A 25,223-nucleotide genomic window follows, 5' to 3' on the forward strand; every position below is an offset into this window, starting at 1 on the left:
GCCGGGCGCCCTGGTCCAGCCCCTATCGTTCCCGGCATGGACGTTGTGGTTGCGGGGTTGTTCAGCCTGGGTGTGTTCCTGGTGGTCTTCGTGCCGGTCGCGCAGCGGTTGCTGGGAGTCCGGTTCGGCGTGGTGCGGATGGTGCTGGCCGCCGCCATCACGCTGAGCCTGTTCAGCCCGATCGCCAACGCGCTGGTCGGCAAACCGCCGTACACCGGGTCGAACGGCGTGGCGATCGCGTTCCTGGTGCTGACGACGCTGTTCTCGATGCTGGCCGGGCTGGTGTTCCTGGTCCTGGCAGAAGCGCTGGTGCCGACCGGATCGTTGCCACGGGCCCGCGATCTGCGCCGGGACCTGAGCGGCCGGATCGCCCGCACCCGGCGGTATCTGCAGATCCTGCGGATCGCGATCAAGCACGGCCTCGCGCCGTACCTGCGCGGCCGCCGGCGCCCCGGCCGGGAGAACGCCGCCGGGCAGGCCGATCTGGCCCGTTCGCTGCGGCTCGCGCTCGACGAGGCCGGCGTCACGTTCGTGAAGCTCGGCCAGGTGCTGTCCACCCGCAGCGACATCATTCCCAGCGCGGTCGCCGCCGAGCTCAGCCGGCTTCAGGACCAGGTCTCCCCAGCTCCCTGGCGGGATAGAGCAGGTCCTCACCGAGGAGCTCGGCGCCCCACCGCGCGAGTTATACGCCGACTTCGACAGCGAGCCGCTGGCCGCCGCCTCGGTCGCGCAGGTCTACACCGCCCGCCTACCTGAAGGCCCGCGCGTTGTGGTGAAGGTCCAGCGCCCCGGTATCGCCGGGATCGTCGACCGGGACCTCGACATCGTCCGCCGCCTCGCCCGCCTGCTCGAGCGGAACACCGACTGGGGCCGTTCGATGGGCGTCCGCGCTCTCGCCGACGGGTTCGCCGATGCGATGCGCGAGGAGCTCGACTTCACCGTCGAGGCCGGCAACATGACCACGGTCGCCGCCGGCCATTCCGTTGCGTCCAGCAACGACCTCGTCGTGCCGCAGTTGTACCCCAACCGGTCCACGCGGCGCGTCCTCACCATGGAGCGGCTGGACGGCATCGGTCTCGGCCACGCACGGCAGGCGATCGCGGAGCGTGGTCTCGATCCCGTCCGTCTCGGCCGCGCGCTCTTCGACTGCCTGCTCGGGCAGGTGGCGATCGACGGCGTCTTCCACGCCGACCCGCACCCCGGCAACTTCCTGCTGCTCACCGACGGCCGGATCGGCATGCTCGATCTCGGTTCGGTCGGCCGTCTCGATCCCGCCACGCGCGATGCCTTGCAGCGCTTCCTGCTGGCGATCGATCACGGCGATCCGGTCTCCGCGACCGATGCGCTGCTCGAGATCGTCGACCGGCCCGACGTCATCGACGAGCGCGCGCTCGAGCGTGCCGTCGGCCAGTTCATGACCCGGCACCTCGCGGCCGGGGTCACGCTCGGGCCGGCCATGTTCAACGACCTGTTCAAGATCATCACGTCGCACGAGCTCGGCGTACCGCCTGAGGTCGCCGCCGTGTTCCGGGCGCTGGCGACGATCGAGGGGACGATCTCGCGCATCTCCCCCGGGTTCGATCTGGTTGCCGCGTCGCGCCAGTTCGCCGCGGGCCACGTCACGGATCGGCTTGCGCCGGAGGCATTACGCCGTACGGCGACCGAGGAACTGGCGACGTTGTTGCCGATGTTGCGACGGCTGCCGCGGCGGATCGACCGGATCGCGGCCGCCGCGGAGAGCGGACGGCTCGGCGTCAACGTCAGGCTCCTCGCCGACGACCGCGACCGCCGGCACATCACCGGCCTGCTCCACCAGGCCTTGCTGGCGATCCTCGGCGCGACCGCCGGCCTGATGGCGGTGCTGCTGCTCGGTACGCCGGGCGGGCCGCAGGTCACGGCCACGATGACGCTCTACCAACTCATCGGCTACAACCTGCTGGTGATCTGCGCGGTGCTCGTGCTCCGCGTGCTGGTGCTGATCTTCCGCCTGCCACGCCACTTGACTTAAACCTAACTTGAACTTCGACCATATCCTTCATGCCCTCCACCACTGAGACCCGTCCCCGGCTGTTCACCGGACAACACCTGCCGCTGGTGCTCGGCGTGATCGGGCTGGTCACGCTCGGCGCGTTCGAGAATCGCGCGGTCGGTACGGCGCTGCCGACGATGGTTCGCGAGTTCGATGCGCTCGGCAGCTTCGGTCTCGCGAACGCGGCGCCGAACGCGAGCTACCTGATCTCGCTCGCGATCGCGGGCCTCTGGTCGGATCGTCGCGGGCCGATCCCGACCCTGCGCGCGGGCGCGATCTCGTTCGCGCTCGCCCAGATCCTGGTCGGGACCGCGACCGCGATGCCGATGGTTATCGCCGGGCGTCTGCTCAGCGGCCTGGCCGAAGGGCTGCTCGACGTGTCGCTGGTCGTGCTCGTGGCCCGCGCGCTTCCCGCCGTACTGCGGCCGCGCATGTTCTCGCTGTTCGCTGCGATGTGGATCCTGCCGTCGGTACTCGGACCTGTGCTGACCGGCGTGGTCACTGAGCAGTTCGGCTGGCGGTGGGTCTTCCTCGGCGCGATCGTCCTACTCGTCCCGAGCTGGCTGCTGCTCGGCCCGGCAATGCGCCAGTCGGCGACCGCAGAGGCACCCGAACGCACCGCTGAAGACGTCGCCGAGCTCGAGGCATGGCGAGCCGCTCTCCCCTGGGCCCTCGCCGCATCCGTCGCGCTCTTCTCCATGACCCTGGCCGGTGACCACCTGCAAGCCCATCCGATCATCTGCGGTACGACGGTCGTCGTGGCGCTCGCCGTTCTCGCGCGAGCCGCCGTCCGTGTGATGCCCGCGGGCACGTTCGTCGCCCGGCGCGGTTTCCCGGCCGTGGTCGCAGTACGCGCACTGGGAGGAGCCGCCTTCGCCGTCTCCGGTGCGTATCTCCCGCTGTTGCTGACGCTGCAGCACCACTTCAGCCCGTCCAAGGCCGGCGTGACGTTGTCGATCACCGGAGTGTGCTGGGCATTCGGCTCGTGGCTGCAGGGCCGCGATCACGGGATCGAGCGAGTCACCGTACTACGTGCCGGCCTGGCCTTCATGGCGATCGGACTGCTCGTCACCTCGTTGCTGGCCTGGACGGACGGGACGACCTGTATCGGCCTGATCGGCTGGGGACTCGCAGGCATCGGCATGGGCCTCAGCTCGTCCAGCCTGTCCGTCCTCACACTGGACCTGTCCGACCACAGCAACTCGGGCCGCAACAGCAGCGCCGGCCAGATGGCCGCGACGATGAGCATCGCGACCGGACTGGCTATCAGCGGGACGCTGCTGGCGTTCAACTCCGACAACCCGCGCCCGTGGGTCTTCGGCTCGATCGTCACCGCCGGCGGCGTACTGGCGCTGCTCGGCTTCCTGGCCGCGCCGCGGTGCCGGCGTGCCCGCGCCCTGGAGTCCAGCGGTCCCAGTGCGGTCGGGCAGGGCTAGAGTGAGCGCATGGCTGAGCTCCTGACCGACGACCAGATCGATCTGGCGATCCGCGACCACCTGCCGCAGTGGAAGGTCGTGGACAAGGAACTGGTCCGCGAGGTCAAGGCGCCTTCCTTCCTGGACGGCATCCGGCTGGTGGCGACCGTCGCACAGTTGGCCGAGTCGATGAACCACCACCCGGACATCGACATCCGCTACACGACGATCACGTTCCGGGTCACCACCCACGACGCGGGTGGCATCACCGACGACGACCTGGTGCTGGCCCGGCACATCGACACCGCCGCCGGCTGACTTGTTCCCGTCATGACGCTTGTCCGCCAGGCCAAGCGCTGGTCCGGCCTGCCTGGAAACGCCTTCAATCTAAGGCATGACCGCCCTAGGTAGTGCTCTCACCGTCCTGCTTGCACTCGTCCCGTCCCAGGCGGACCCCGGCTGGTTCTGGAACGCTCCGCACTGCGACACCGTGTACGGCGACGGCTCCGTGACGATCACCCAGTCCGACGGCGAGACCCTCGCGCCGACGACCGGCACGCTGCGGCCGGTCACGTACGCGAAGGTCGCCGCCCTCGAAGAGCCGAACACGCTGATCACCATCGGCCAGAAGTCCATCCAGCGGTCCAGCGACGCCGGCTGCAGCTGGCAGTTGCTGGACAAGGCACCCGACGACCTCAGCACGTACGACGTACAGCCCGGGCCGGGGGACGCGGCGTACATCTACAGCGTCAACGACCAGCCGATCCATCGCGTGCACGGAGCGAAGGTCAGCACCGTGCTCGGACCGGTCGACGGAGGCGGTCTCGCCGCTCTGGACGCACGGCCTGGTCGGCTGCGCGTTGTTGCCGGTGACGGGCAGTTGTACGACTCGTCGGACGACGGCGTGACGTGGCGGCGCAGCGGCGTACTGCCTGCTCGCGATCTCTTCGTGTACGACGCTGTCGTGGATCCGCACAACCCGGACCACATCGTGGTCGGCGTGATGTCGGACGGCGTTTATAGCACGTACGACGGCGGGCGCAGCTGGATCCGGCCGCGCGCGCTGGAGCGGGTGAATGCGTTCAGTCTGACGATCTCGCCGGCAGATCCGTCGAAGGTCTGGATGGAGGGGTACGACCCGGACCGGGCGACGCGTTTCATCTGGGAGTCGACCGACGGCGGACTGAAGTTCCGCGAGGTCCTGGACCAGAGCCGGGCCGACCTGATCAACGGCAACAAGATGTGGGCGTCGCCGGTCGACCCGGACCTCGTCTACTTCAGCTACGGCACGTCCTTCGCCAACTTCGGGGCCGACCTCTACCGCTTCCGTCCGTCCACCGGCGAACTCACCAAACACCACAACCGCCACGACGGCATCCCGTCCCTCGCCTTCAACCCCTCCGACCCGAAGATCCTCTACCTCGGCCTCGCAGAAGAGCGCTGACAAGATCTTCGGCAAACCAGCGGCGCCGGCGTGCGATGCCGGAGGGAGGTCGGCGATGCTGGGGACGTGGAGTATGTGTCCAGAGTGCCGCGGCCGCCGCTGGACGGGCTGATCGACGACCTCTACTACCTGGAGGGTGCGCCGCCGTACGCCCGGTTCATGCTGCCGCCGGCGCCGGCGGCGCTGCTCATCGTCAACCTCGGAGCGCCGTTCCGCATTCGCGCCGGCAGAGAGACGGCCGAGTACGTCGACGGCTGCGTGGTCACCGTGCCTACCCGCGCGTGGGAGTTCGGCTACCCACCGCGGACCCGGTCCGTCGGCGTGCACGCCAAGCCGTGGGGGCTGGCGCCGTTCCTGCCGATGCCCGCGGCCGAGCTGTGTGACCGGCCGGTGACGGTGGAGCAGGTTTGGGGCCGGGCCGCCGTTGCTGAGCTGCGAGACCGGCTGGCCACGGCGGACGGACCGCACGAGATGCTGACGCTGCTCGAGGAGGAGCTGGTGCGACGGCTGTGCGAGACCGCCGGCCTGGGGCTGGTCCGCCATACGAGCAGCGTCATCTCGGCTACCGGCGGCACGGTGCCAGTCGGCGATCTGAGCGTGGCAGCCGGTGTCAGCAACACTCATCTGGCACAGCAGTTCAAGGCTCTCATCGGCGTCACGCCGAAACGGCTGGCCCGCTCCCAACGCTTCGCCTCGACCATGCTGGCGATCGACCCCGCCGAACCGATCGACTGGGGCGACGTCGCCGCCGGCGCAGGCTACTTCGACCAGGCCCACTTCGGTCATGAGTTCCGGGAGTTCACCGGGCTCACACCGACCCGGTACATCGAAGTCCGGCGGCGGTTCCTGCGTGAGCATCCCGGCAGCGCGCTGGACGGTTGGTCGCTGCCGGCCGATTGATTTCTTACAAGACCGACGGCTCACGAAACCTCACACTTGGAGCCACACCCCGAGTAGAGGAGCACCCTTTGAGCAAAGTAGTCATGAACGCCTCCGTGTCGGTCGACGGCTTCATCGCGGACGAGAACGACGACCCCGGACCGTTGTTCGAGTGGTTGGTCACCGGTGACGTGGCGTTGGACGGCAGCGGCGTGCTGAAGGTGTCGCAGGCGTCCTATGACCACATCCGGCCCTACTGGGACCAGATCGGGGCGACGATCGCCGGTCGCCACGTCTTCGACATCACGGACGGCTGGGACGGGACGCCTCCCGCTGGGGTCGACCACGTCGTCGTCGTGACCCACCGCCCGGCGCCCGAGGGCTGGGACCCCGAGGCGCCGTTCCACTTCGTCGACGGCATCGAGGCCGCGATGGCCAAGGCACAGGAACTCGCGGGAGACCGCGTCGTCGAGGTCGCCGCCGGCGACGTCGGCGGCCAGGCCCTTGCCGCGGGCCTGGTCGACGAGGTGCGCATGGACGTCGTCCCCGTGGTGTTCGGCTCCGGCAAGCGCTACTTCGGGTCGGTCGACGCGCAGCACCTGCTGGAGGATCCCGACGCGGTGATCAAGGGCAACCGCGTCCTTCACCTGCGCTACCGGGTACGCCGTTGACGAACCGAATTCAAGGCAGCGGAAAGCTCAGCCGACGAAAGCGACTGTGTTGCCGTCCAGGTCGCGCACGATGAAGTCCGTGCCGCCCCAGGCTTGTTTGGTGAGCTTCTGGGCCAGCTCCACGCCCGCCGCGAGATACTCGGCGTACAACTCCTTGATGTTTCGAGCTTCGATGAAGGCCATGATGATCCCTTCCTCGCTCGCGGTGTCTGCAACGAGCACCGGCTCATGCACGAGCCGAAAGTGCAAGGTAGCGCGATCGCGCGACACCGAGCCGTAGAAGGGCGGATGCCCGTGCAGAAAGTCGACACGGAACCCGAGGCGATCGCGATAGAACTCGGCAGCCGCCCGTACATTGCGAACGAACAGGACCGGCCGCGCGGCGTCGAGCAGAACGGGCTTCGGAGCCTCGGGTGGCCGTGGCGCGGTGTCCTCGTGGGCCGCCTTCAGCGCGGCCCAACTGTCGTAGCCCGCCTCGAGCGCAATGATCTCCTGCGCCTCCGTAAGTTTGAAGTTCAGCGCGAGCGATTCGCGATCCGTCAGCTCGCGGTAGCGCGGCAGCTGGCGGATGCGGCCACCGACCGAGTCGTTGCCGTCGCGGTGCCAGCGCAGGAGTTGCTTGGCTTGCTTCTTGTACGTTTCGAGTGTGGGCATGGCGTTCCTCCCAGGTTTGAGCTGGAGTAGGTGGGCCTTGCCCTTTCGGCGTCTTACGCCGTTGCGCCCCGGACCAGAGACTGACCTCGCGCTTTCGGATGAATTTAGCACGGACCCCTTGCCTCGCACACCCGATCGAACGAAGCACCGCGGACTCTAGCTAGGGGTGGCGGAAGCGCTTTGGCGAAGGCCGATCAGCACTCCTTCGCTGTCCCGGAGGTAGGTGAGGCGGCCGATGCCGGGTAGTTCCTGGATCTCGCCCGCCGGAGCGCCGCCCGCAGCACGGGCGGCCTCCAGGGTTGCTTCGAGATCGTCGACCTCGATCCACGCGATCGTCGGCTGCGTCTGGTAGCGGCTGCTCATGATCGCGCCGTCGATCCCCTCCCCCGGCCCAGTTTCCGCGAGCAGGTACCCGTCCGGCACCGGCGCGGATGTCACCTGCCAGCCGAATACCTTGCTGTAGAACTCCGCGGCCCGATTGTGGTCCTCGGCAACGATCTCGACATGCACAATGCGTCCCATGCCTGCGATCTTCACGCATCAGGATCGCCCGAGTCTTGGACGGATCTTCCGTGCATCAACGCGGCGATCCCGTTCTGTACGGCGAGGAACGACGTCGCGCTCACGCCGGTGTACCGCTTGAAGTCACGTGCCGCGTGCGCCTGGTCGTAGTACCCGTGCAGCGCCGACAACGTCGCGGCCGCATCCGCCGGACCGCCGAGCAGGCCGCCGACGAAGTGGTAGTACCGGATGATCTCGGCGTACTGCTTCGGCCCGATCCCGACGTTCTGCCGGAACACGCGGTACAAGGTGCTGTACGACGTCGCGCACCGGCGTACGACATCGGCGACGGCAACCTGGCCGCGCAACTCGTCGATCGCCCGTACCGCCTCGGCGACGATCGGCGGAGCGGCGGTGGTCGTCATCCTCGCCGCGAGGAAGCCCGCCAACCGGTCAGCCCGTGCCTGGCCGAACGGCACCGACCGCAACTCAGCCGCCAGCCCGGCCGTGGTCTCCGGCCCCACCCAGTCCGCCAGCTGCCGCACCTCGTCAACCAGAGCGGGCAGGCCAAGCGCGGCAAACCCCCACGGCGTGAACTCGACGCCGGCATAACTAGACACACCAACCTGCCCGATCACCTGCGGCCGGGTCATGATGCCGAACACCGACGCCGCGTTCGGCCACTTGGCCCCACTCACCGGATCGTGCCGGGTACCGGGATCGCCGAGTGCGACCGCGAGCCCGGGGCGACCGTTCGGGATCAGGATCTCCTGCCGTAACGACGGCAGCGGTGCGGAGTCGACCAACCACACGTGGTCGATCACGTCGGTCAGAAGGTCGGGTGCCGGGAAGCGCTGGTAGCCCACGACGCGAATCGTAAGTCTCTGGCCCGTTTACATCGGTTACCGTTGAGAAGTGACGACTGCCGAGGAGTACCGCCTGCTGGGTTTCGCCGATGCCGACCGGGAGGCGGCCGAGGCGTTCACGCCGGATGCGGCGGTGGTGAAGGACCTGGCCGACCAGATCCGGGCCGCGATCGGGAAGCTCGGGAGTGAGCCCGAGTTCCGGATGCCGGAGGACCCGCGGAACTCGGTCCAGGCGTTCCTGGACACCGTGCCGGACATCCGCGCGTACCACTCCGGCCGGGGCATCCCCGACGACATCAGCTGGGCCTCGCTGGCCGACCTCGGACAGCAGCTCAAGGTCAGCCGCCGTACTCACGGCGAGTACAGCCTGGAGACGCATTGGTGGTTGACGAACTTCTGGGTCGGCAACCTCTACACGCTGGGACGGCTGCAGTACATGCTGTTCCAGGTCACCGCGGAGCAGCCCGTCCCGGAGACGGAGACCGGTGAGTGGATCATCGGCGTACACATCCCGGAGACCGGCCCGCTGACCCCGGAGCTGGTCGACGACAGCCTCCAGCAGGCGCGTGAGTTCTTCCCGCGCTACTTCCCGGAGTACCCGGTGAAGATTGCGAACCTGTGGTCCTGGTTGCTCGACCCGTACCTGCTCGACAACCTGCCGCAGGACTCGAACATGGTGAAGTTCGGTCGCCGCTTCACGCCGTACGGGACGCCGAACGACAGTCAGGACAGCGCGATCTTCTTCACCTTCCGCACCCACGGCACCGACCACCTTGACGAGCTCCCGCAGGACACCCGCCTGCAGCGGCTCGTCGTCGGCCGCATCAAGGACGGCGGCACCTGGCAGAGCGCTTACGGCTACCTGAAGCTATGACGGCCGGTTCTGGTTGCTCGGTACGCCGTACTTCGCCAGCCAGCTCGCCAGCTCCATGTTGGACACGCACCGTACGTCGGGCTGCGTACACGTCTGTTTGACGAAGTCGGTCAAGGCATCGGAGTACACGCTGTTGTTCCAGCGGTTGAAGTGGTTGCCGAGGAACAACGGCGGGTTGCCGCTCGCCCGGGACTTCGCCAGCGCCTGCTGGTACGTCGCCAGCACCTGCGCTTTCAGCGCGGGCGCCTGAGCTAACGGAGCCTTGCGCGCCTGGGTCTGGGCGAACCACAGGTTGTAGTCCATCGTCAGAGTCTTCTTGCTGGTACCGGCCAGGGTCACCGACTCGAGGGGGAAGTCCCACAGTCCGTTCTGCTTCTTCGGCCAAGAGATGTAGCCAGGCGCGGACGCGTCGTACAGCATGCCGCGCTGGACCATCGCCTGCCGGTATGCGGGCCGATTGCCCTCCAGGCACGGTGTCCGCATGCCTTTGACCGTTGACGGGTCGAACGGCGGTACGACGGTCTTGCCTGCGGCCAACGTCGGACCGGTCCGCACCATCCGGTCGAACGCGCTGAGCTCGGCGGTCCACTGCGCGGTGGTCCAGCGGCCGATGCCGTTCTTGCCGCAGAAGTGACCGTTCGCGTGGGTGCCGATCTCGTGGCCCTCGGCGATCGCCTCCCGCAGTACCTTCGTACGGGCGAGCACGTTGGCGTCGTCGCCCCAGCCGATGTCGGAGGCGCCGGGCTGGTGGTACGGCGGCTTGTAGTCGGCGCGGTGATCTCCTGGGTAGAGATACGGGCCGGAGAGGAAGAAGGTCATCCGCGCGTTGACCTGCTTCGCTACGGCGCGCCAACGAGCCCAGAGCGCCAGGTCGCCGGCGCCGTCGAACGAGACAACTACGAACAGTGGCGGCTTGCCGTTCGGCAGGCGCGCCGGGAACGACCGAAGAAGGTGCGCTGCGGCCGGCAACTTCGAGGTCGGCGTACTGCTCGGCGTTGGCGTGGGTGTAGGCGTGGGCCTCGCCGTGGGCTTTGGCCTTGGCCTGTGAGAGGGCGACGTACTCGCCGATGGAGCGCCTTCCAGCGGTACGTCGGCACATCCGGCCAGGACCGCCGCGACAACGAGCGCGACGCCCACGAGGTTCGCCCCAGGCCTCACCACGCCTCTACTGACGCACAGGACCCCGTCAGGGTTGGTGCGGAACACGCACCCGGCGGGAAACCGGGGTGGGGATCGTTAAGCGCTCGTGATCTTCACGGCGCGGCGCTTCACCACGATCCGGCGGGTCGTCTCGACGACCAGACCGACCGTGGCCGCCAGGCCGAGGCTGAACGCGAGGCCCTTCAACTGGTCGTGCGCGAACGCGTCACCGCCCAGGTAGCCGAGCAGGGCGACGTACGTGTAGGCGATCGTGACGCCGAAGAACGTGAACACGATGAACTTCTTGAACGAGTACCGCGTCGCGCCCGCGGTCAGCGTGGCGACCATCCGGGCGCCGGGGATGTAGCGGACGGTCATGAGGATCAGCCCGCCGCGCGAGTGCAGGGCGGACGAGACCCGCTCGTAGACCTGCTGGCGGCGCTGCTGGCGCTTCATCCAGCGGTGCAGCGCCGGACCGGAACCACGGCCCATCAGGTAGCAGGTGGACTCACCGATGACCGAGCCGACCATCGCGACCGCGATGACGAGCAGCAGGTTCTGGTGGCCGGCGGCCGCGGCCATGCCGGCGGTGATGACCATGCCCTCGCTCGGAACTACCGGGAACACCGCGTCGACCGCCGCGGCGATGAACAGGATGAGCAGCAGCCAGTGCGAGGCCATCGCGATGCCGAGCAGGTGTCGCGCAACCTCCATCAACTCTGTCACCCGGAAAGGATGCCATCTCTGACCAACATCGCCGCAATCCCATCGATGTGATTCAGCTGCGGTTCACCCGATGTTCAGAGCTGTACCGGCAGTTCGCGGATCGCGTTCATCAACAGTCCGGGCGTGCGGACCGGGTCGCGTTCCGGCTCGGCCAGGCGAAGGTCGGGGAAGCGCTCGAACAGCAGGCCGAGTGCGATCCGGCCCTCCAGCCGGGCCAGCGGCGCGCCGAGACAGTGGTGGATCCCGTGCCCGAAAGCCAGGTGCGCGGAGTCCGGCCGGGTGATGTCCAACTCGTCCGGCCGCTCGACCTTCCGCGGGTCGCGGTTCGCCGGCAGCAGCGCGAACACGATCACCTCACCGGCCTCGATCCGGCTCCCGGCGATGTCGATCGGCGCCTGGGCGATGTACGGGATCGCCGCCTGCAGCGGGCCGTCGTACCTGAGTAGCTCCTCGACCGCCGCCGGCAGCCGGTCCGGCTCGGCCTTCAACAGCTCCAGCTGGTCAGGGTGCCGAAGCAGGGCGTGTACGCCGTTCGTGATCAGGCTGACCGTGGTCTCGTGGCCGGCCGCGAGCAGCAGGAAGATCATCGAGGTCAGTTCGTCCTCGCTGAGCCGGTCGCCGCCGTCGCGGGCCGCGATCAGGCCGGAGAGCAGGTCGTCGGTCGGCGCCTGCTGCTTCTGCGCGATGAGCTCGTGCACGAAGTCGAGCATCAGCGTGGTCGCCTCGATGTACTCCTCCGCGGTGTGCATGGTCGCGTTCACGAACACCGAGGACCACTGGCGGAAGTCCTCGCGGCGGACGGCCGGGATGCCGATCAGCTCGCAGATCACCGTGATCGGCAGCGGGTAGCTGTACGCATCGACCAGATCGACGCGATCTCCCGCGGCCGCCATCTCGTCGAGCAGGCCGGTCGCGATCTCGCGGATCCGCGGCTCCAGCGCGTCGATCCGGCGTCGGGTGAACGCCGCAGTGACCAGTTTGCGGAGCCGGGTGTGGTCGGGCGGGTTCGCACCGAGCATGTGCCGCTCGGTGCGGTTGATCAGGTCGTCCATCATCGTGTCGCGGTGCGGCCCGTCGAGTGGCGAGCGCACTACGTCCGGATGAGCCAACAGCTCGCGCGTCTCGGCGTACCCCGTGATCAGGCAGACCGGGACGCCGGTGAACAGCGTGAGCCGCTGGACGGGTCCTTCGGCCGCGAGATCCTCGAAGCCCCAGTGCCGGGCGATTCCGCTGGTCTCCGTGAACGGCTGCCTCATGCCGGCCAGCCTACGTTCGCCGTTCCAGCTGCTCAGCGAGTTCGGTGCGCGAGTGGATGCCCAGCTTCGTGTAGACCTTGCGGAGGTGGTACTCGACGGTCTTCGGGCTCAGGAAGAGCCGGGCCGCCGCCTCCCGGATGCTGTGCCCGTCCGCGAGCAGTACGGCGATCTGCCGCTCTTGCGGAGTCAGGTCGTCCGCCGTGCTCGGCACGCGACGCCTTGCGGTCTCACCGGTCGCCTTGAGCTCCGCAGCGGCCTGGTCAGCCCACCCGAGCGCACCGAGCGCATCAAAGCCCTCCACCGCGAGCCGGAGCTGCGTACGTGCGTCAACCCGCCGCCGTACCCGCCGCAGCCACGCGCCGTACGCAAGACGCGTCCTGGCGAGCTCGAAGGCGTCCAGCGTCACCTCATGCCGGCTGAGCGCCAGCAGAAAGTCCTCCTCGCTGTCACCGGCCACACCACGCGCCCGCGCTGCGCGCGCCAACGACCATGGCTGCCCTTTCGCCTCAGCCAGAGCGGAGTGCTCGTCCGCCACCCGCTGCGCATCGTCAACACGACCCAGCCGCAGGTACACCTCGACCAGCTCGGGCGCCGGCGACAGGTCCGGGTCCTTCAACCCATACTCGGCCAGTACGTCGACCAGCCGCTCGTACTGCGGCAAGGCCGCCGCCGGATCTCCGCGCCCGAGCTCCAGGTCGCCCAGTGCGAACAAGGACCACAGCGTGCCCAGGTGGATCTCATGCTCTGCACAGATCCGCAGACACTCTGCAGCGAGCTCCTGACACTCGGCTCTGCCCTCGTGCGACCACAGCCACGCCAGACCGGCCAGATTCATCGCGAGTTCGGTCGTCTGCCCGGTCTCACGCGACAGCCGGATCCCCTCGTCGTAAGACGTCTCCGCATCGGCCCAGCGATCTGTGGTCGCGTCATCGCGGGCCAGTACGAACAGGAGGCCGGGTAACGTCCCGAGAGCGACCTGCTCCCGCCGTTCGAGCATCGCCTGCTGCAGCATCGCCCGGCCGGTACCGGTCTCGCGAAGGAACAGCGCGGCCAGCACCATCCAGACCTGGCGGCGGCGGTCGCGGTCCAGCTCGTCCGACGGCTCCAACCCGATCGCCGCACGGATCTGATCCATTCCGCCGTCCCCGGCGAGCACTTTCGCCACACCGCTCGCCAGCATGCCCATGATCTTTGGCCCGGGCCGCTCCAACGCCGGGCGGAGGCGATCGAGCTCGTGCGCGATTTCCAGCCCCGCTGCGGCGTCACAGAGCCGGAAGCACGCCGCGACAGCGTCAGCGAGCAGCCCGGTGGCGACCTCTGGATCCGTGCACTCGGCCGCCGCAGCCACGAGGATGTCGCGCGCCCGGCGCGGCGAGCCACACTTCACCTCGATGTCACCACGGATCTCCTGCGCCCGGAGCTTCACCGACAACGGCGGCTGCAGCATCAACGCCTCAGCGAGCAACGCGTCTGCCCGCTCCGCAAGTCCAGCCGACCAGGCTGCCTCCCCAGCGGACACCAACCTGAGCGCGCGGTCCTGGAGCCCCCGACTCAGTCGCCCAGCACGTTCGTAGGCGGTCGCAGCGACTGCGTGCGCCCCGCGAGCAGCAGCGTGCTCGGCCGCGGCGACCAGTCCGGCCGCCACGTCATCGTCGGCGCCTAGTACTGCCTCCGACAGGTGCCAGGCACGCCGGTCCGCGTCCGGAGTGCTGCGGGCGACCGCGCGATGCGCAGTACGTCGCTCTGCTGGATCGGCATTCGTGTAGATGGCGGAGCGGACCAGAGGATGCCGCCAGACGACCTCACCGTCGCGGATCGCGACCAGGCCGACCGCTTCGGCGTCCTCGAGTGCCGCAACGTCGACGCCCAGCTCTGCGCAGGCTCGCGCCACGGCTGCGAGTTCACAGTCGTCGATCGCCGAGACCAGCAGTGCGGTGCGCGCATCCGCGCTGAGTCGGTTTGCCCTGCTGACAAAGGCTTCTGCGAGCATCGTCGGCACTGGGAGTGGTACGCCGGGCGGCGTACGGTGCAGACGATCCGGGTCGTCCGCGAGCTCTAGCAGGGCCAGCGGGTTACCTGCCACGGTTTGGTAGAGCTGCTCGACCAGATCGGCCGGCAGGTGCTGCACGAGCTGCAGCGCGGCCTCGAGCGTGATGCCGTCCAGGTGCAGCCTCGGGAGATCAGCCTCTAGTGGATGCGGCTCGTGCGCGCGGGCGGCGATCAGCATGACGATCGGATCGGCCACTAGTCGTCGGGCGGCGAACAGCAAGGCTTCCGCGGACGGACGGTCGAGCAGATGGGCGTCGTCGATGATGAGGGCGAGCGGGGCGTCTTCGGCGTACCGGCAGATCAGGCTGAGGGTTGCGGCGCCGACGGCGAAGCGATCCGCCGGAGTACCGGTGTCAGGCCTTAAGGCCAGCGCCGATGCGAGTGCGGACTGCTGCGGACCAGGTATGCGGTCGAGGCTGGAGAGGGCTGGTCGTAGTAGTTGGAGCAGTGCTGCGAAGGGCACCTCACGTTCGGCTTCGGCGCCGCGCGCACGCAGGATGCGCAGTCCGCCGGCGAGCGCGGCGGCTTCGTCCAGCAGGCTGGTTTTGCCGATGCCGGGCTCGCCGGTGACGAGCAGCACCCCAGCGGCTCCGACCCGCGCCCCCGCGACCAGTTGCTCGATCACCCGGCGCTCCGCCTCCCGCCCGATGAGCATGTCTCGCAGTGTGCCCTAGGTGGCCCACCTGATGCGACGGGGCGTCCACGCTGCCTACGTTCTCTCGGGTACGCAAACTACTAGGGGGCAAAGCAAATGACTGTTGCAATCGACGCCGACAAACTGATGGGCTTCGTGTTCAAGGCCGTGGACGAGGTGGGGGCGACGCTGAACGCGGCGCTGGTGGTGATGGGTGATCGCCTCGGGTACTACCAGGCGCTCAGCGATCGGGGCCCGGCCACACCGTCCGAGCTCGCCGAGTGGACCAGCACCGACGAGCACTACACCCGCGAGTGGCTGAACGCCCAGGCCGCGGGCGGAATCGTCGAGTACGACGCGAGCACCGGTCGCTACACGTTGCCACCAGAGCACGCCGTCGCCATGACCGACCCGAGCAGCCCGGCGTACCTGCCTGGGTTCTTCCAGATCGCACTGGGCACGCTGCAGCACGCCACGGACACCATCGAGGCCGCACGCAGCGGTGCTGGGGTCGGGTGGCACGAGCACACGTCGGACGTGCACGTCGGGTGTGAGCGGTTCTTCCGGCCGTCGTACAACACCAATCTGCTGCCCAGCTGGCTTCCCGCGCTCGATGGCGTGGTGGAGAAGCTGCAGCGGGGCGCGACGGTGGCCGACATCGGCTGCGGGCACGGCTCGTCGACCATCCTGATGGCCGAGGCATTCCCGCGGTCGACGTTCATCGGCTCGGACTACCACCAGGCATCGATCGAGACGGCCCGGCTGCGGGCGGCGGAGGCCGGTGTCGCCGATCGGGTGTCGTTCGAGATCTCACCGGCCGACAGCTTCAGCGGATCCAGCTTCGACCTGGTGACGACGTTCGATGCTCTGCACGACATGGGTGACCCGGTCGGCGCGGCCCGGCACGTCCGGGAGGCGCTGGCACCTGACGGCACCTGGATGCTGGTCGAGCCGATGGCCGGCGACCACGTCGAGGACAACCTCAACCCGGTCGGGCGGGCGTACTACGGCTTCTCGACGTTGCTCTGCACGCCGGCGTCGCTGTCCCAGCCGGTGGGGCTCGCGCTCGGTACGCAGGCCGGCCCGGCGCGGATCCAGGACGTGACGAAGGCGGCCGGTTTCAGCCGCTTCCGGACGGTGGCGCAGACACCGTTCAACCTGGTGTTCGAGGTGCGCCCTTGACAAATTAGTTCACCATCCGGTGAAGTGTCAGGGTGTTGGCGAAGACGTTCGGAGCGCTCGCGGACCCGACTCGGCTGGCGATCGTGAGCCGGCTGAGTCGGGGCGACGCGACGATGGGCGAGCTCGCCGAGCCGCACCGGATCACCCCACCCGCGATCACCAAGCACGTCGGCGTGCTGGTGGACGCGGGTTTGGTGCGTCGGCGCCGGGTCGGGCGCACGGTGGTGTGCACGCTCCGGCCGGAGGCCCTGTCCGAGATGGAGCAGTGGCTCGGCGACCTCACGACGTACTGGAACAGCACCGTTGACCGGTTGGAAGAACTCCTGCGAGGGGACGACGATGGACGCTGAGATCCGGATCGAAAGGGTGCTTCCGGCAACGATCGCCCGGGTCTACGACGCCTGGACGCGGGTCGAGCTGCTGGCCCGATGGTACTGCCCGAATCCCGAGCTGGACCTGAAGGTGCAGGCCGACGTCCGCGTCGGCGGCGAGTACGTCGTCGAGATGGGGCCGCACGTGGTGCGCGGAAGCTACCTCGAGGTGCAGCCGCCGCGCCGCCTGGTCTTCAGCTGGAAATGGGACGGCACCGAGGACGAGCCGACCCGGGTCGAGGTGGAGCTGACCGAAGTTGCCGATGGCACCCGGATGGTGCTCAGCCACACCGGCTTCGCCGACGCCGAGGACGCCGCCAACCACCAGCTGGCCTGGGCGCCTGAGCTGCGGCGACTGGCCGAACTGCTCGACTCTGTTAGCGCTCGACAGCCCGGCCCCGCAGCCGATCGAGGATGAGGACCAGGACGACGGTTGTCGCGAGCAGCACCACGGCCTCGGCCGCGGCGACGAACGCCTGACCGCGGTCGGTCAGCGCGAAGATGCTCACCGGCAACGTCCGCCATGACGCCGGATACACCATGATCGTGGCGCCGACCTCACCCATCGACAACGCGACGGACAGACCAGCCGCCGAGGAGATCGCGGGCAGCAGCATCGGCAGCCGGACTCGCCACAGCACCCGGGCCGGCGAGGCACCGAGCGACGCGGCGACCTCGGCGTACGACGGATCGACCCGTTGCAGCGCCGCGGCAACCGTTCCGTAGCTGAAGGCAACCATCAGCACGAGATGTGCGATCACCACGATCCATTTGGTCCCGTTGAGCAGCACGGGCTGCCGCGAGAACGCGACCAGCAGGCCGAGCCCGACCACCACCGAAGGCACCGCGATGGGCAGATGATGCATCGCATCCGCGGCCCGGGCGAACCGGGACCCGTGAGCCGCCATCGCGCCCCAGGTCCCGAAGACCACCGCGAGCAATCCACCCATGAACGCGGTCTGCAAGCTCACGGACAGCGAGGCCAGCTCGTCACCCGACAATGCCTGACGGAGGTGCTCGCCGGTCGGGTCTGACGGCAGTACGCCGTTCCACGAGCCGGCGAACGCGGCCGCGATCACCACCAGGAACGGCAGCAACACGAGCAGCCCGAACACGACGGCGAACGCCGTCCAGACGATTGCCTTCCCGGTTCTAGTCCAGACGAGCACGACGACCTCCTAGTGCCATCCGCAGTACGGCGTACAGCCCGAGCGACAGGGCGATCTGGACGACCGCGATCACGCACGCGCCGGGATAGTCGAACATCACGATGCCTTTGGTGTGCACGAGCATCGGCAAGGTGGTCGTGCCCTTCGCACCGAGGAACAGGACGATGCCGAACTCGTTCAGCGTCAGCAGCAAAGTCAGGCCGCCGCCCGCGACGAGCGCCGGGCGTACTTCGGGCAGCACGACCTGCCGCAGCACACGCCACGGCCCGGCACCGAGACTGGCCGCCACGTCGAGCTGTGCCCGCGGCAACCGACTCATTGCTGCCAGCAACGGTCGCATCACGAACGGGGTGTAGAACGTGACCTCGGCGAGTACGACGGCCCACGGCGAGGTGAGGAAACCACCCGCGCGGAGGATCCCGGTCGTGCCGTAGATGAACGTGAACGACAGCGCGACCAGGAACGACGGCAACGCAAGCATCGTGTCGACAAGTCCGGCGACCACGCGCGCGCCCGGGAACGGCACGAAGCTGATCACCACCGCGAGGAACGTTCCGACGATGAGGCACCCAACCGTCGAACTGACGGCGATCTGCACGGTCCGCACCAGCGCATCCCGGAACTCCGCCGAGCCGACCACATCACCCCACGCGGGGATCGACTCGATCGCCACCAACACCAGCGGATAGACGACGAGAACGCCAATCAGCAACAGCGGCGGCAACACCCACAACCACCGGCCATCCCGCCGCCGGTGAGTGCTCACGACAACGGTGGCTCCCAACGCCTCGACTGCCATCAGCCCACCCCCGCCGGCACCAAACTGCACGCCTCGACCGGCAACACCATCACCACAGCCGCCCCCAGCTCCGGCACCCGCCGATCGGCCGGCACATCAACCCGCACCGACACGTCCGCAAGCCCGTCAACCAAACACGTCACCTGACTGGAAGCCCCCCGCCACTGCGCCGCCACAACCCGCCCCACCAACCTCACCGCCTCCCCCACCCCGCCCAGCGCGGCCGTCGGCGGCTCCAGGCGGATTGCATGCGGGCGGATGCACAGCAGGCTCTTGCCGTCCTCCGGTTTCAAGCCCGGGATCACGGTGCCTGCCACCGTCACGCCACCACCGTCTACAGCCACCGGCAGCAAGTTCGCCCCGCCCAGGAACGAGGCGGTGAAGGCCGACGGCGGAACGGCGTACAACTCGGCAGCCGGCGCAATGTCGACAAGTCGAGCATCGCGCATCACCGCGATCCGGTCGGCCAGCGCCAACGCCTCCGACTGATCGTGGGTCACGTAAACGATCGCAATCTCCGGCACCTCACGACGCAACTTCTGCAGCTCACCGAGCATGTCCGCACGCAACTGCGCGTCAAGCGCCGCAAGCGGCTCATCCAGCAGCAACACCGACGGCTGGATCGCCAGCGCCCGCGCAATGGCAACCCGCTGCTGCTGCCCACCGGACAACTCGCGCGGAAAGCGCCGCCCGTACGACGTCATGCCGACCATCTCGAGCATCTCCCCGACCCGCCGCGCCACCTCGGCCTTCGGCTTGCGTGCAGCGCGCAGGCCGAACGCCACGTTGTCCGCAACCCGCAGATGCGGAAACAACGCGTACTGCTGCACGACCACCCCGATCCCCCGCCGAGCAGGCGGAAGATCGGTGACGTCGTTCCCACCCAGCCGGATCCGCCCGCGCGTCGGCCGGACGAACCCGGCCACCGCCTTCAACGCGGTCGACTTCCCCGACCCGGACGGCCCGAGCAGCGCGACCGTTTCACCGGCCGCGACACTCAGGTCGAACCCTTCCAGCGCGCACGTCCGGCCGAAGTGAACCGTGACGTCCTCGAGCTGAACCGTCATCCCACAGCCTTGGTGTACGCCGCGACGTCGCCGTCCAGGTCGCTCAGCACAGTGGACCAGTCGGGCTGCCACACCTCGACGCCGTCCGTCACCTTCTCGACCGTCTGGAAGTTCGCGTCTGTCGGCTTCACATCGTCCCGCGCCGGGATCCCGAAGGCGTCCTTCGAGACCGTCTGCTGCGCGTCGGTGGAGAGCAGGTAATCCATCAGCTGCTTCCCGCCGTCGGCGTTCGGCGCACCAGCCCCGAGCCCCATGACGTACGGCAGCGCCAGTGTGGTCCGCTTCCCGTCCGCAGCCGCCGGGAAGAAGATGCTGAACGCCGACTTGTCGTTCGCGATCGATGCCGCGTTCATCTGTACGTCGCCGTTCGCGACCAGCAGCTCACCCTTGCTCACCTTCGGCTGCAGCTTGCCGGTCGACGCGGACGGGCCGACGTTGTTCGCCTCGAGCTTCTTCAGGTAGTCGAGCGCGCCCTGCTTGCCGAGCAGGTGCTGGAGCAGCAGCAGTACGGCGGTACCGTCACCGGCCTGACCCGGCGTCGAGTACTGCAGCTTGCCCTTGAACTTCGGGTCGAGCAGGTCGTCGAACGTCTTCGGCGTACCCGCCTGCTGGTTCGCGATGAAGCACAGGTAGTTGTCGACGACGGCGACGTAGTCGTCGCCCTTGACGCCCTTCACCTGGTCGGAGCCAGGCACATCGTACTTCTGGAGCAGACCGTCCTTCGACGCCTTCTGGATGAACGGCGGCAGCGTCACGACGACATCGGCCTGCGGGTTCGACTTCTCCTTCTGCAGCCGCGACACCACCTCACCGGAGCCGGCCTCGACGGTCTGTACCTTGATCCCGGTCTTCTGGGTGAACGCGTCGAACCGGGTCTTGTACCAGTCGGCCAAGCCGTCCGCGGTGTACACGGTGACAGTCTTCTTGGCGCCGTCACCGGTCGACGCGACTCCGGTTCCGCCACAAGCTGTCAGGTTTATGGTTGCTGTGAGCAACACGGTGGCGGCGAGCAGGGTCTTGAGTGCCTTCACTTGTCCAGCCTTCGATCGAGGAGCAGGCCGGGCAGTCCCCGGACCGACTCGAGTACGTGGGTCGCACCCGCGGCGTCGAGCTGTTCCTTGCCGTGGGCACCTGTCAGGACGCCGGCCACGATCCCGGCACCGGCCCGGATCCCCGTCGTCATGTCGTAGGCGGTGTCTCCGGCCACGGCGACGCTCGCCACGCTGTCGGCCTTCAGCTCGAGCAGTGCCTTGAGCACCATGTCCGGATACGGTCTGCCACGGCCCGCCTGAGCCGGACAGAGAGTGAGATCGGCCAGCGTCTGCCAGCCGAGTGCGGTCAGGATTCGGTGTTGGGTGGTCTCGGAGAATCCGGTGGTCAGGCAGACTTTGACCCCGGCGTCCTGGAGTTGCCGGATCGCCTCTTCAGCGCCGTCGATCGGCTTGAGCCCGTCGATCAGGCTGCTATAGGCATCTTCGAACGCCTTGTTCGCTTCCTGCGCCGCGTCCTCATGCTTGAGCAGTGCGCGGAAGACGGTGATCTTCGATTCACCCATCGTCGCCCGGACATGCTCGATCATCCGTTCGTACTGCGGGGTCCCGGGATCGATGCCCTGGGCACCGATCGCGGCGGTGAACGCCTGCTCCACCAGGCCGTCGTCCGCGACCGTCGTACCAGCCATGTCGAGTACCGCGAGCTGGATCACGCGCCGATCCCTTCGAAACTTGCCTCGGCGATCGCCGGCGACATCGTCATCCCACGCCCGCCCGGTCCCGTCACCAATTGCACGCCGCGAGCAACTTCCCGCCGTACGACCACCTCGTCACTGGTGGCCTGCGAATACACCCCGGCCCATCGCTGGGTGATCGCCGGCAGTTCGCGTCCGAGAATGCTTTCGACCGTGTCCCGCAGGTACTCGTACGGCTCGCTGCGCACATCGAACGCGAACGGCTCGTCGTACTCATGGGTGTCGCCAATGGTCAGGCCACCGTGCGCGCGCTGGACCATCAACAGCTGCATCTTGTGCTCCTCGGCAAGGGGAGCCTGCGGCGGCAGCTCGTCGGCCTTGTACGCCGGGTAGTAGCGGAAACTGTCTCCATCGGCGACCGCGGTGGTGAGCGTGTCGTCGAGCGGCGCCGTCTGCATCATCTGCAGGCGCACCCGGCGTACCGGAAGGTCGTCGGTCAGCTCGCGGATCAGCCCGCTGTGCCACGCGCCGGTGCAAAGGAAGACGAAGTCGCCCTCATGCGTCACCCCGTGGTCGTCGACGACCCGGCCGTCCTGAACGTTGCGCACTTCCCGTCCCCCGACGAACTGGTAGCGGTTCGACTTCATCAGCTCGGTACGCAGCGCCGGCAACACCTCACGCGGCTCGACGATCGCATCCCGCGCGCACCACAGCGCACCCTGCAGGTCGCCCTTCAACGCCGGGTTGCGTTCCCGGGTCTGTTCCGCGTCGAGCACCTGAAACCCGCGCGCCGCCGCATCCGGCCGGGCCGCCGCCTCCTTGGCAACCGCCAACTCGGCCTCGCTCCGGCAGACGGTCAACGACCCGGACGCCCGTACGCCGATCGCCGGCAGCTCCGCCCACAGATCCCGCGCCCGCTGTGCCAACTCCACCTCGGCGCCGTCAGCCCGTCCGCTGACCCAGACCAGCCCGAAGTTCCGCACGCTGGCGCCGCGGGCCTCGAGCTCGCGCTCGACCTGGACCACCTCGTGACCTCGCCGTACCGCTTCCCAGGCGTGAAACGTGCCCAGGACACCTCCACCGACCACAACCACCCGCACACCCGCTCCTCTCGTCGGACCATAGATTGGTCCGGACCAATGAAGAGGGCGTGCGAACGGATCAACTGCGGGGTGAACCCGCGGCGAACACCTGGGTCAGGGGCGCAGGGTGGCTCGGAAGCCGACTCGGTCGCCGCGGTAGAGGGAGCGGACGGCCTCGATGGGGCGACCGGTGGTGTCCCGGCTGTTGCGGTGGAGCAGGAGCATGGGCAGGGATTGGGTGGCCTTCAGGAGTTCGGCTTCGCGTGGGGTGGCGATCACGGTCTCGACGAGCTCCTCACCCTCGCCGAAGCGCACGCCGAGCTGATCGGTCAGGCACCGGTAGAGCGAGCCTGTCGGGTCCAGCACCTCTTTCAAGGTCGGGAAGCGTTCAACGGCGAGGTATGTCGTCTCGAGCCCGATCGGCTGCCCATCCGCGAACAGAACCCGCTCCAGCCGGTGGACCGGCTCCCCTTCGGCGATGTCGAGTTGCTCCGCGAGTACGGCGTCAGCGGCGAGCTCATCGAACTCCACGACCTCACGCGCCGGCGTGTGCCCCTGCGCCCGGAGCGCCTCCGTGTAGCTCACCAGCGCGAGCGGCTGCACGAGCTTCGGTGTCGCGACGAACGTGCCCTGCCCCTGCCGCGCCCGCAGCCGCCCATCCGCGATCAGCTCGCGGATCGCCTGCCGCATCGTCCACCGGGAGACCCCGAACTCCTTCGCAAGCACCCGCTCCGGCGGCAACGCCGCCCCCTCGCCCAAGCCCTCGACCACTTCAACCAGCCGGGTCTTCACCACGTAATGCAGCGGAACACTCACCCAACCGACTGTAGTCGAGCTCCGGTCTCACTCCCGGCCACGACAAAAGTCGAGCCCCGGGCGGCAACCCGGGGCTCATGCGGATGGATGGACAGTGGCGGTCTTCAGCTGCCGGACTTGCGCCTGAACTGGCGCTTCTGCTTGTCGTTGTGCGCGTCGCCGACGCCCTGCCCACGCACCCCGGATCCCGGATGCGAGTGCTTCCCGGCGTTCTTCTTCTCGAGCGCTTCCCGGAACTTCTTCTGCAGATCGTCCGCCGGCTCGCTGGACTTGTCGCTCATACCGTCTCCTTCACAAACCGTCAGGCGTACGCACCCACGCTAACCGAGGGTGAAGACGAACCGCGAGTGGAATACCGGCGATCTCACCTGTGGAAAACTCCGGCTGCGCTCCGAGCGGCGCTGTTAGGTTCGGTGTACGCCGACGGAGGGACGCGGAATGCTGGTGAGCAACGAGGCACTGCTGGGGATCGCGCTGGTCGAGCTCGGCCTGGTGATCGTGCCGGGTCCGAACATGATCTACCTGGTGTCCCGCTCGATCGCCCAGGGCCGCCGCGCCGGCCTGATCTCGCTCGCCGGGGTCGGCATCGGCTTCCTCGTCTACCTGCTCGCCGCGAGCGCCGGGCTCGCCACGCTGTTCGCGCTCGTCCCCGAGATCTACCTGACGCTGAAGCTCGCCGGCGCGGCGTACCTGCTCTGGCTCGCCTGGAACGCACTCCGCCCCGGCGGTACGTCGGTCTTCGCCACGCAGGAGCTGGAGCCCGACCGCCCGCGCAAGCTGTTCGGCATGGGTCTGCTGACCTGCCTGCTCAACCCGAAGATCGCGATCCTCTACATCTCGCTGCTCCCGCAGTTCCTCGACCCGTCCCGCGGGCATCTCGGTCTGCAGAGCTTGGTCCTCGGCCTCACGCAACTGACGGTCGGCGTCGTCATGAACGCCGTCTTCGTGATCACCGCCGGCTCCGTCGCCGTGTTCCTCTCCCGCCGCCCGACCTGGATGCGCATCCACCGGTACGTCACGGGCACCGCACTCGCCGTCTTCGCCGTCCGCCTGGCCACCGACCGCGCCCGCCCGCTCGCCTCCCACTGAAGACTGCCCAACCCGGTCGTTAGCGTGCTCGACCCGACGGCGCGCGCCGCCTTCCGTACCGCTCACCACACGCTGACGGCGCTGCTCACCGCCGCCTAGCCACGAAGACCCACTCCTTGCCCGGGCGGTCCGGAGCCTCACGGACGTCGTCCACGACGAATCCGGCCGCGGCCAGCGAATCCTCGACCTCGGCCCGCTCCCGGAACCGCAACGTCGAGTCAGATGTGAGCACGGCGCCATCCGACGAGAACACGTACGTCCCCCGGAACGTCACGAACGGCAGCTCGACGCTGACCAGCTCACTCCAGCACTCCACCGTCCCACCGCCCGGGACCGGCTGCACCTGATGCGTGGGCTCCCGCGTCCACTCCTCCCACTGCCGCCGCGCCGGATCCCGCGTCTCGAACACGAACCGCCCGTCCGGCTTCAGCGCCGCATGTACGCCGTCGAGCGTCGCGGCCCACTCCTCGTCGGTGAGGAACACCTGCGCCACGTTCCCCGTCATCACCGCCAGGTCCACCTGCAGCGGCGGCAACGTCGTCGCATCCCCGTGGATCCACCGCACCCGGTCCGCAAACTCCTTGCCCCGAGCAACCTCCAGAGAGGCCTCCGCCGGATCCACCCCGACGACCTCCACGCCGATGCGAGCCAGCCAGCACGCCAGCTCCCCCGTCCCACACCCCACATCCAGCACCTGCCGCGCCCCGAACTCCCCCACCATCGCGACGTAATGCTCCAGATCCCCCCGATCGGCATCCAGCGAGTCGTAGATCGCCACCAACCGAGGCACCCCGAACAAGGCATCAACCATGCCCGCGACGCT

At 68.3% G+C, this 25,223-nt stretch carries 28 protein-coding genes; 12 read left to right on the plus strand and 16 right to left on the minus strand.

Features of this window, described 5'->3' with window-relative positions:
- Positions 1-36 precede the first annotated feature (36 nt).
- The 7 genes from AB0J62_RS02235 (at position 37) to AB0J62_RS02265 (ending at position 6,438) form a co-directional block, all read left to right on the plus strand.
- The gene (locus AB0J62_RS02235; RefSeq protein WP_363863306.1) at positions 37-756 is read left to right on the plus strand and encodes a hypothetical protein; all 720 of its coding nucleotides are present in this window, start codon (positions 37-39) and stop codon (positions 754-756) included.
- Positions 638-2,008, plus strand: a complete 1,371-nt coding sequence (locus AB0J62_RS02240) for an AarF/ABC1/UbiB kinase family protein (RefSeq protein ID WP_363865132.1) — start codon at positions 638-640, stop codon at positions 2,006-2,008. Before AB0J62_RS02235 ends, AB0J62_RS02240 begins: the two co-directional genes overlap by 119 nt.
- 29 nt (positions 2,009-2,037) lie before the next feature.
- Entirely contained in the window at positions 2,038-3,465 is a 1,428-nt protein-coding gene (locus AB0J62_RS02245) for an MFS transporter (RefSeq protein ID WP_363863309.1), read from the plus strand.
- A gap of 9 nt (positions 3,466-3,474) precedes the next feature.
- Positions 3,475-3,762 carry a 4a-hydroxytetrahydrobiopterin dehydratase gene (locus AB0J62_RS02250; RefSeq protein ID WP_363863312.1) on the plus strand — a complete coding sequence of 96 codons (288 nt, stop codon included), beginning with the start codon at positions 3,475-3,477 and terminating at the stop codon, positions 3,760-3,762.
- A gap of 76 nt (positions 3,763-3,838) precedes the next feature.
- Positions 3,839-4,888 (plus strand): hypothetical protein, encoded by a 1,050-nt coding sequence (locus AB0J62_RS02255; protein WP_363863315.1) that lies wholly within the window; start codon positions 3,839-3,841, stop codon positions 4,886-4,888.
- A 66-nt stretch (positions 4,889-4,954) separates the two neighbouring features.
- A complete protein-coding gene (locus tag AB0J62_RS02260; RefSeq protein ID WP_363863318.1) occupies positions 4,955-5,788 on the plus strand; it encodes a helix-turn-helix domain-containing protein in 834 nt (277 codons plus the stop codon).
- 68 nt (positions 5,789-5,856) lie between these two features.
- On the plus strand, positions 5,857-6,438 hold the full coding sequence (locus tag AB0J62_RS02265) for a dihydrofolate reductase family protein (RefSeq protein ID WP_363863321.1): 582 nt from the start codon (positions 5,857-5,859) through the stop codon (positions 6,436-6,438).
- A gap of 27 nt (positions 6,439-6,465) precedes the next feature.
- Here the strand turns inward: AB0J62_RS02265 and AB0J62_RS02270 are convergent, their stop codons facing one another.
- The 3 genes from AB0J62_RS02270 to AB0J62_RS02280 all read right to left on the minus strand — a co-directional run bounded on the left by AB0J62_RS02270 (position 6,466) and on the right by AB0J62_RS02280 (position 8,459).
- On the minus strand, positions 6,466-7,092 hold the full coding sequence (locus tag AB0J62_RS02270) for a VOC family protein (protein WP_363863324.1): 627 nt from the start codon (positions 7,090-7,092) through the stop codon (positions 6,466-6,468).
- Positions 7,093-7,248: 156 nt separating this feature from the next.
- Positions 7,249-7,614, minus strand: coding sequence for a VOC family protein (locus AB0J62_RS02275; RefSeq protein ID WP_363863327.1), 366 nt, complete (start codon positions 7,612-7,614; stop codon positions 7,249-7,251).
- A gap of 11 nt (positions 7,615-7,625) precedes the next feature.
- On the minus strand, positions 7,626-8,459 hold the full coding sequence (locus tag AB0J62_RS02280; RefSeq protein WP_363863330.1) for an AraC family transcriptional regulator: 834 nt from the start codon (positions 8,457-8,459) through the stop codon (positions 7,626-7,628).
- Positions 8,460-8,508: 49 nt separating this feature from the next.
- Here AB0J62_RS02280 and AB0J62_RS02285 point away from each other — a divergent pair, with 49 nt between their 5' ends.
- On the plus strand, positions 8,509-9,333 hold the full coding sequence (locus tag AB0J62_RS02285) for an acyltransferase domain-containing protein (protein WP_363863333.1): 825 nt from the start codon (positions 8,509-8,511) through the stop codon (positions 9,331-9,333).
- On the opposite strand, the gene AB0J62_RS02290 is transcribed toward AB0J62_RS02285, so the two are convergent.
- From AB0J62_RS02290 to AB0J62_RS02305, 4 genes are all read right to left on the minus strand, one after another.
- On the minus strand, positions 9,328-10,302 hold the full coding sequence (locus AB0J62_RS02290; protein ID WP_363863336.1) for a hypothetical protein: 975 nt from the start codon (positions 10,300-10,302) through the stop codon (positions 9,328-9,330). The two genes, AB0J62_RS02285 and AB0J62_RS02290, sit on opposite strands and share 6 nt — an antisense overlap.
- A gap of 267 nt (positions 10,303-10,569) precedes the next feature.
- A complete protein-coding gene (locus AB0J62_RS02295) occupies positions 10,570-11,199 on the minus strand; it encodes a DedA family protein (protein ID WP_363863339.1) in 630 nt (209 codons plus the stop codon).
- 74 nt (positions 11,200-11,273) lie between these two features.
- Positions 11,274-12,455 carry a cytochrome P450 gene (locus AB0J62_RS02300; protein ID WP_363863342.1) on the minus strand — a complete coding sequence of 394 codons (1,182 nt, stop codon included), beginning with the start codon at positions 12,453-12,455 and terminating at the stop codon, positions 11,274-11,276.
- 10 nt (positions 12,456-12,465) lie between these two features.
- On the minus strand, positions 12,466-15,159 hold the full coding sequence (locus AB0J62_RS02305; protein WP_363863345.1) for an AAA family ATPase: 2,694 nt from the start codon (positions 15,157-15,159) through the stop codon (positions 12,466-12,468).
- Positions 15,160-15,255: 96 nt separating this feature from the next.
- Here AB0J62_RS02305 and AB0J62_RS02310 point away from each other — a divergent pair, with 96 nt between their 5' ends.
- From AB0J62_RS02310 to AB0J62_RS02320, 3 genes are read left to right on the plus strand one after another with little or no spacing between them, the layout of a single operon-like run.
- Entirely contained in the window at positions 15,256-16,320 is a 1,065-nt protein-coding gene (locus AB0J62_RS02310) for a class I SAM-dependent methyltransferase (RefSeq protein WP_363863348.1), read from the plus strand.
- A 32-nt stretch (positions 16,321-16,352) separates the two neighbouring features.
- Complete coding sequence (locus AB0J62_RS02315) at positions 16,353-16,670, plus strand: metalloregulator ArsR/SmtB family transcription factor (RefSeq protein ID WP_363863351.1); 318 nt, start codon at positions 16,353-16,355, stop codon at positions 16,668-16,670.
- Positions 16,660-17,109: an SRPBCC domain-containing protein gene (locus AB0J62_RS02320; RefSeq protein WP_363863354.1), complete on the plus strand. Its 450-nt coding sequence runs from the start codon at positions 16,660-16,662 to the stop codon at positions 17,107-17,109. Before AB0J62_RS02315 ends, AB0J62_RS02320 begins: the two co-directional genes overlap by 11 nt.
- Here AB0J62_RS02320 and AB0J62_RS02325 read toward each other — a convergent pair.
- From AB0J62_RS02325 to AB0J62_RS02360, 8 genes are all read right to left on the minus strand, one after another.
- Entirely contained in the window at positions 17,069-17,860 is a 792-nt protein-coding gene (locus AB0J62_RS02325; protein WP_363863357.1) for an ABC transporter permease subunit, read from the minus strand. The two genes, AB0J62_RS02320 and AB0J62_RS02325, sit on opposite strands and share 41 nt — an antisense overlap.
- Complete coding sequence (locus tag AB0J62_RS02330; RefSeq protein ID WP_363863360.1) at positions 17,844-18,659, minus strand: 2-aminoethylphosphonate ABC transporter permease subunit; 816 nt, start codon at positions 18,657-18,659, stop codon at positions 17,844-17,846. The genes AB0J62_RS02325 and AB0J62_RS02330 overlap by 17 nt, the downstream gene beginning before the upstream one ends.
- On the minus strand, positions 18,659-19,726 hold the full coding sequence (locus AB0J62_RS02335; protein WP_363863363.1) for an ABC transporter ATP-binding protein: 1,068 nt from the start codon (positions 19,724-19,726) through the stop codon (positions 18,659-18,661). The genes AB0J62_RS02330 and AB0J62_RS02335 overlap by 1 nt, the downstream gene beginning before the upstream one ends.
- On the minus strand, positions 19,723-20,757 hold the full coding sequence (locus AB0J62_RS02340) for a 2-aminoethylphosphonate ABC transporter substrate-binding protein (RefSeq protein ID WP_363863366.1): 1,035 nt from the start codon (positions 20,755-20,757) through the stop codon (positions 19,723-19,725). The genes AB0J62_RS02335 and AB0J62_RS02340 overlap by 4 nt, the downstream gene beginning before the upstream one ends.
- Positions 20,754-21,431 carry a phosphonatase-like hydrolase gene (locus AB0J62_RS02345; protein WP_363863369.1) on the minus strand — a complete coding sequence of 226 codons (678 nt, stop codon included), beginning with the start codon at positions 21,429-21,431 and terminating at the stop codon, positions 20,754-20,756. Before AB0J62_RS02345 ends, AB0J62_RS02340 begins: the two co-directional genes overlap by 4 nt.
- Positions 21,428-22,513 (minus strand): TIGR03364 family FAD-dependent oxidoreductase, encoded by a 1,086-nt coding sequence (locus AB0J62_RS02350; RefSeq protein WP_363863372.1) that lies wholly within the window; start codon positions 22,511-22,513, stop codon positions 21,428-21,430. Before AB0J62_RS02350 ends, AB0J62_RS02345 begins: the two co-directional genes overlap by 4 nt.
- Positions 22,514-22,609: 96 nt before the next feature.
- A complete protein-coding gene (locus AB0J62_RS02355) occupies positions 22,610-23,311 on the minus strand; it encodes a GntR family transcriptional regulator (RefSeq protein WP_363863375.1) in 702 nt (233 codons plus the stop codon).
- A gap of 104 nt (positions 23,312-23,415) precedes the next feature.
- On the minus strand, positions 23,416-23,592 hold the full coding sequence (locus tag AB0J62_RS02360; protein ID WP_157996243.1) for a DUF5302 domain-containing protein: 177 nt from the start codon (positions 23,590-23,592) through the stop codon (positions 23,416-23,418).
- Positions 23,593-23,749: 157 nt separating this feature from the next.
- Between AB0J62_RS02360 and AB0J62_RS02365 the strand changes: the two genes are divergently transcribed.
- The gene (locus AB0J62_RS02365; RefSeq protein WP_202871923.1) at positions 23,750-24,400 is read left to right on the plus strand and encodes a LysE family translocator; all 651 of its coding nucleotides are present in this window, start codon (positions 23,750-23,752) and stop codon (positions 24,398-24,400) included.
- A gap of 85 nt (positions 24,401-24,485) precedes the next feature.
- Here the strand turns inward: AB0J62_RS02365 and AB0J62_RS02370 are convergent, their stop codons facing one another.
- The gene (locus AB0J62_RS02370) at positions 24,486-25,211 is read right to left on the minus strand and encodes a class I SAM-dependent methyltransferase (protein WP_363863380.1); all 726 of its coding nucleotides are present in this window, start codon (positions 25,209-25,211) and stop codon (positions 24,486-24,488) included.
- Positions 25,212-25,223: the final 12 nt, after the last annotated feature.

The sequence above is a fragment of the Kribbella sp. NPDC049584 genome (genome assembly GCF_040675555.1).
GTDB lineage: Bacteria > Actinomycetota > Actinomycetes > Propionibacteriales > Kribbellaceae > Kribbella.

Coding starts and splice junctions, on each gene's coding strand:
- AB0J62_RS02235 (WP_363863306.1), top strand. CDS start 37: ATGGACGTTGTGGTTGCGGGGTTGTTCAGCCTGGGTGTGTTCCTGGTG.
- AB0J62_RS02245 (WP_363863309.1), top strand. CDS start 2,038: ATGCCCTCCACCACTGAGACCCGTCCCCGGCTGTTCACCGGACAACAC.
- AB0J62_RS02250 (WP_363863312.1), top strand. CDS start 3,475: ATGGCTGAGCTCCTGACCGACGACCAGATCGATCTGGCGATCCGCGAC.
- AB0J62_RS02255 (WP_363863315.1), top strand. CDS start 3,839: ATGACCGCCCTAGGTAGTGCTCTCACCGTCCTGCTTGCACTCGTCCCG.
- AB0J62_RS02270 (WP_363863324.1), bottom strand. CDS start 7,092: ATGCCCACACTCGAAACGTACAAGAAGCAAGCCAAGCAACTCCTGCGC.
- AB0J62_RS02275 (WP_363863327.1), bottom strand. CDS start 7,614: ATGGGACGCATTGTGCATGTCGAGATCGTTGCCGAGGACCACAATCGG.
- AB0J62_RS02300 (WP_363863342.1), bottom strand. CDS start 12,455: ATGAGGCAGCCGTTCACGGAGACCAGCGGAATCGCCCGGCACTGGGGC.
- AB0J62_RS02305 (WP_363863345.1), bottom strand. CDS start 15,159: ATGCTCATCGGGCGGGAGGCGGAGCGCCGGGTGATCGAGCAACTGGTC.
- AB0J62_RS02310 (WP_363863348.1), top strand. CDS start 15,256: ATGACTGTTGCAATCGACGCCGACAAACTGATGGGCTTCGTGTTCAAG.
- AB0J62_RS02320 (WP_363863354.1), top strand. CDS start 16,660: ATGGACGCTGAGATCCGGATCGAAAGGGTGCTTCCGGCAACGATCGCC.
- AB0J62_RS02330 (WP_363863360.1), bottom strand. CDS start 18,659: ATGGCAGTCGAGGCGTTGGGAGCCACCGTTGTCGTGAGCACTCACCGG.
- AB0J62_RS02335 (WP_363863363.1), bottom strand. CDS start 19,726: ATGACGGTTCAGCTCGAGGACGTCACGGTTCACTTCGGCCGGACGTGC.
- AB0J62_RS02360 (WP_157996243.1), bottom strand. CDS start 23,592: ATGAGCGACAAGTCCAGCGAGCCGGCGGACGATCTGCAGAAGAAGTTC.
- AB0J62_RS02365 (WP_202871923.1), top strand. CDS start 23,750: ATGCTGGTGAGCAACGAGGCACTGCTGGGGATCGCGCTGGTCGAGCTC.
- AB0J62_RS02370 (WP_363863380.1), bottom strand. CDS start 25,211: ATGGTTGATGCCTTGTTCGGGGTGCCTCGGTTGGTGGCGATCTACGAC.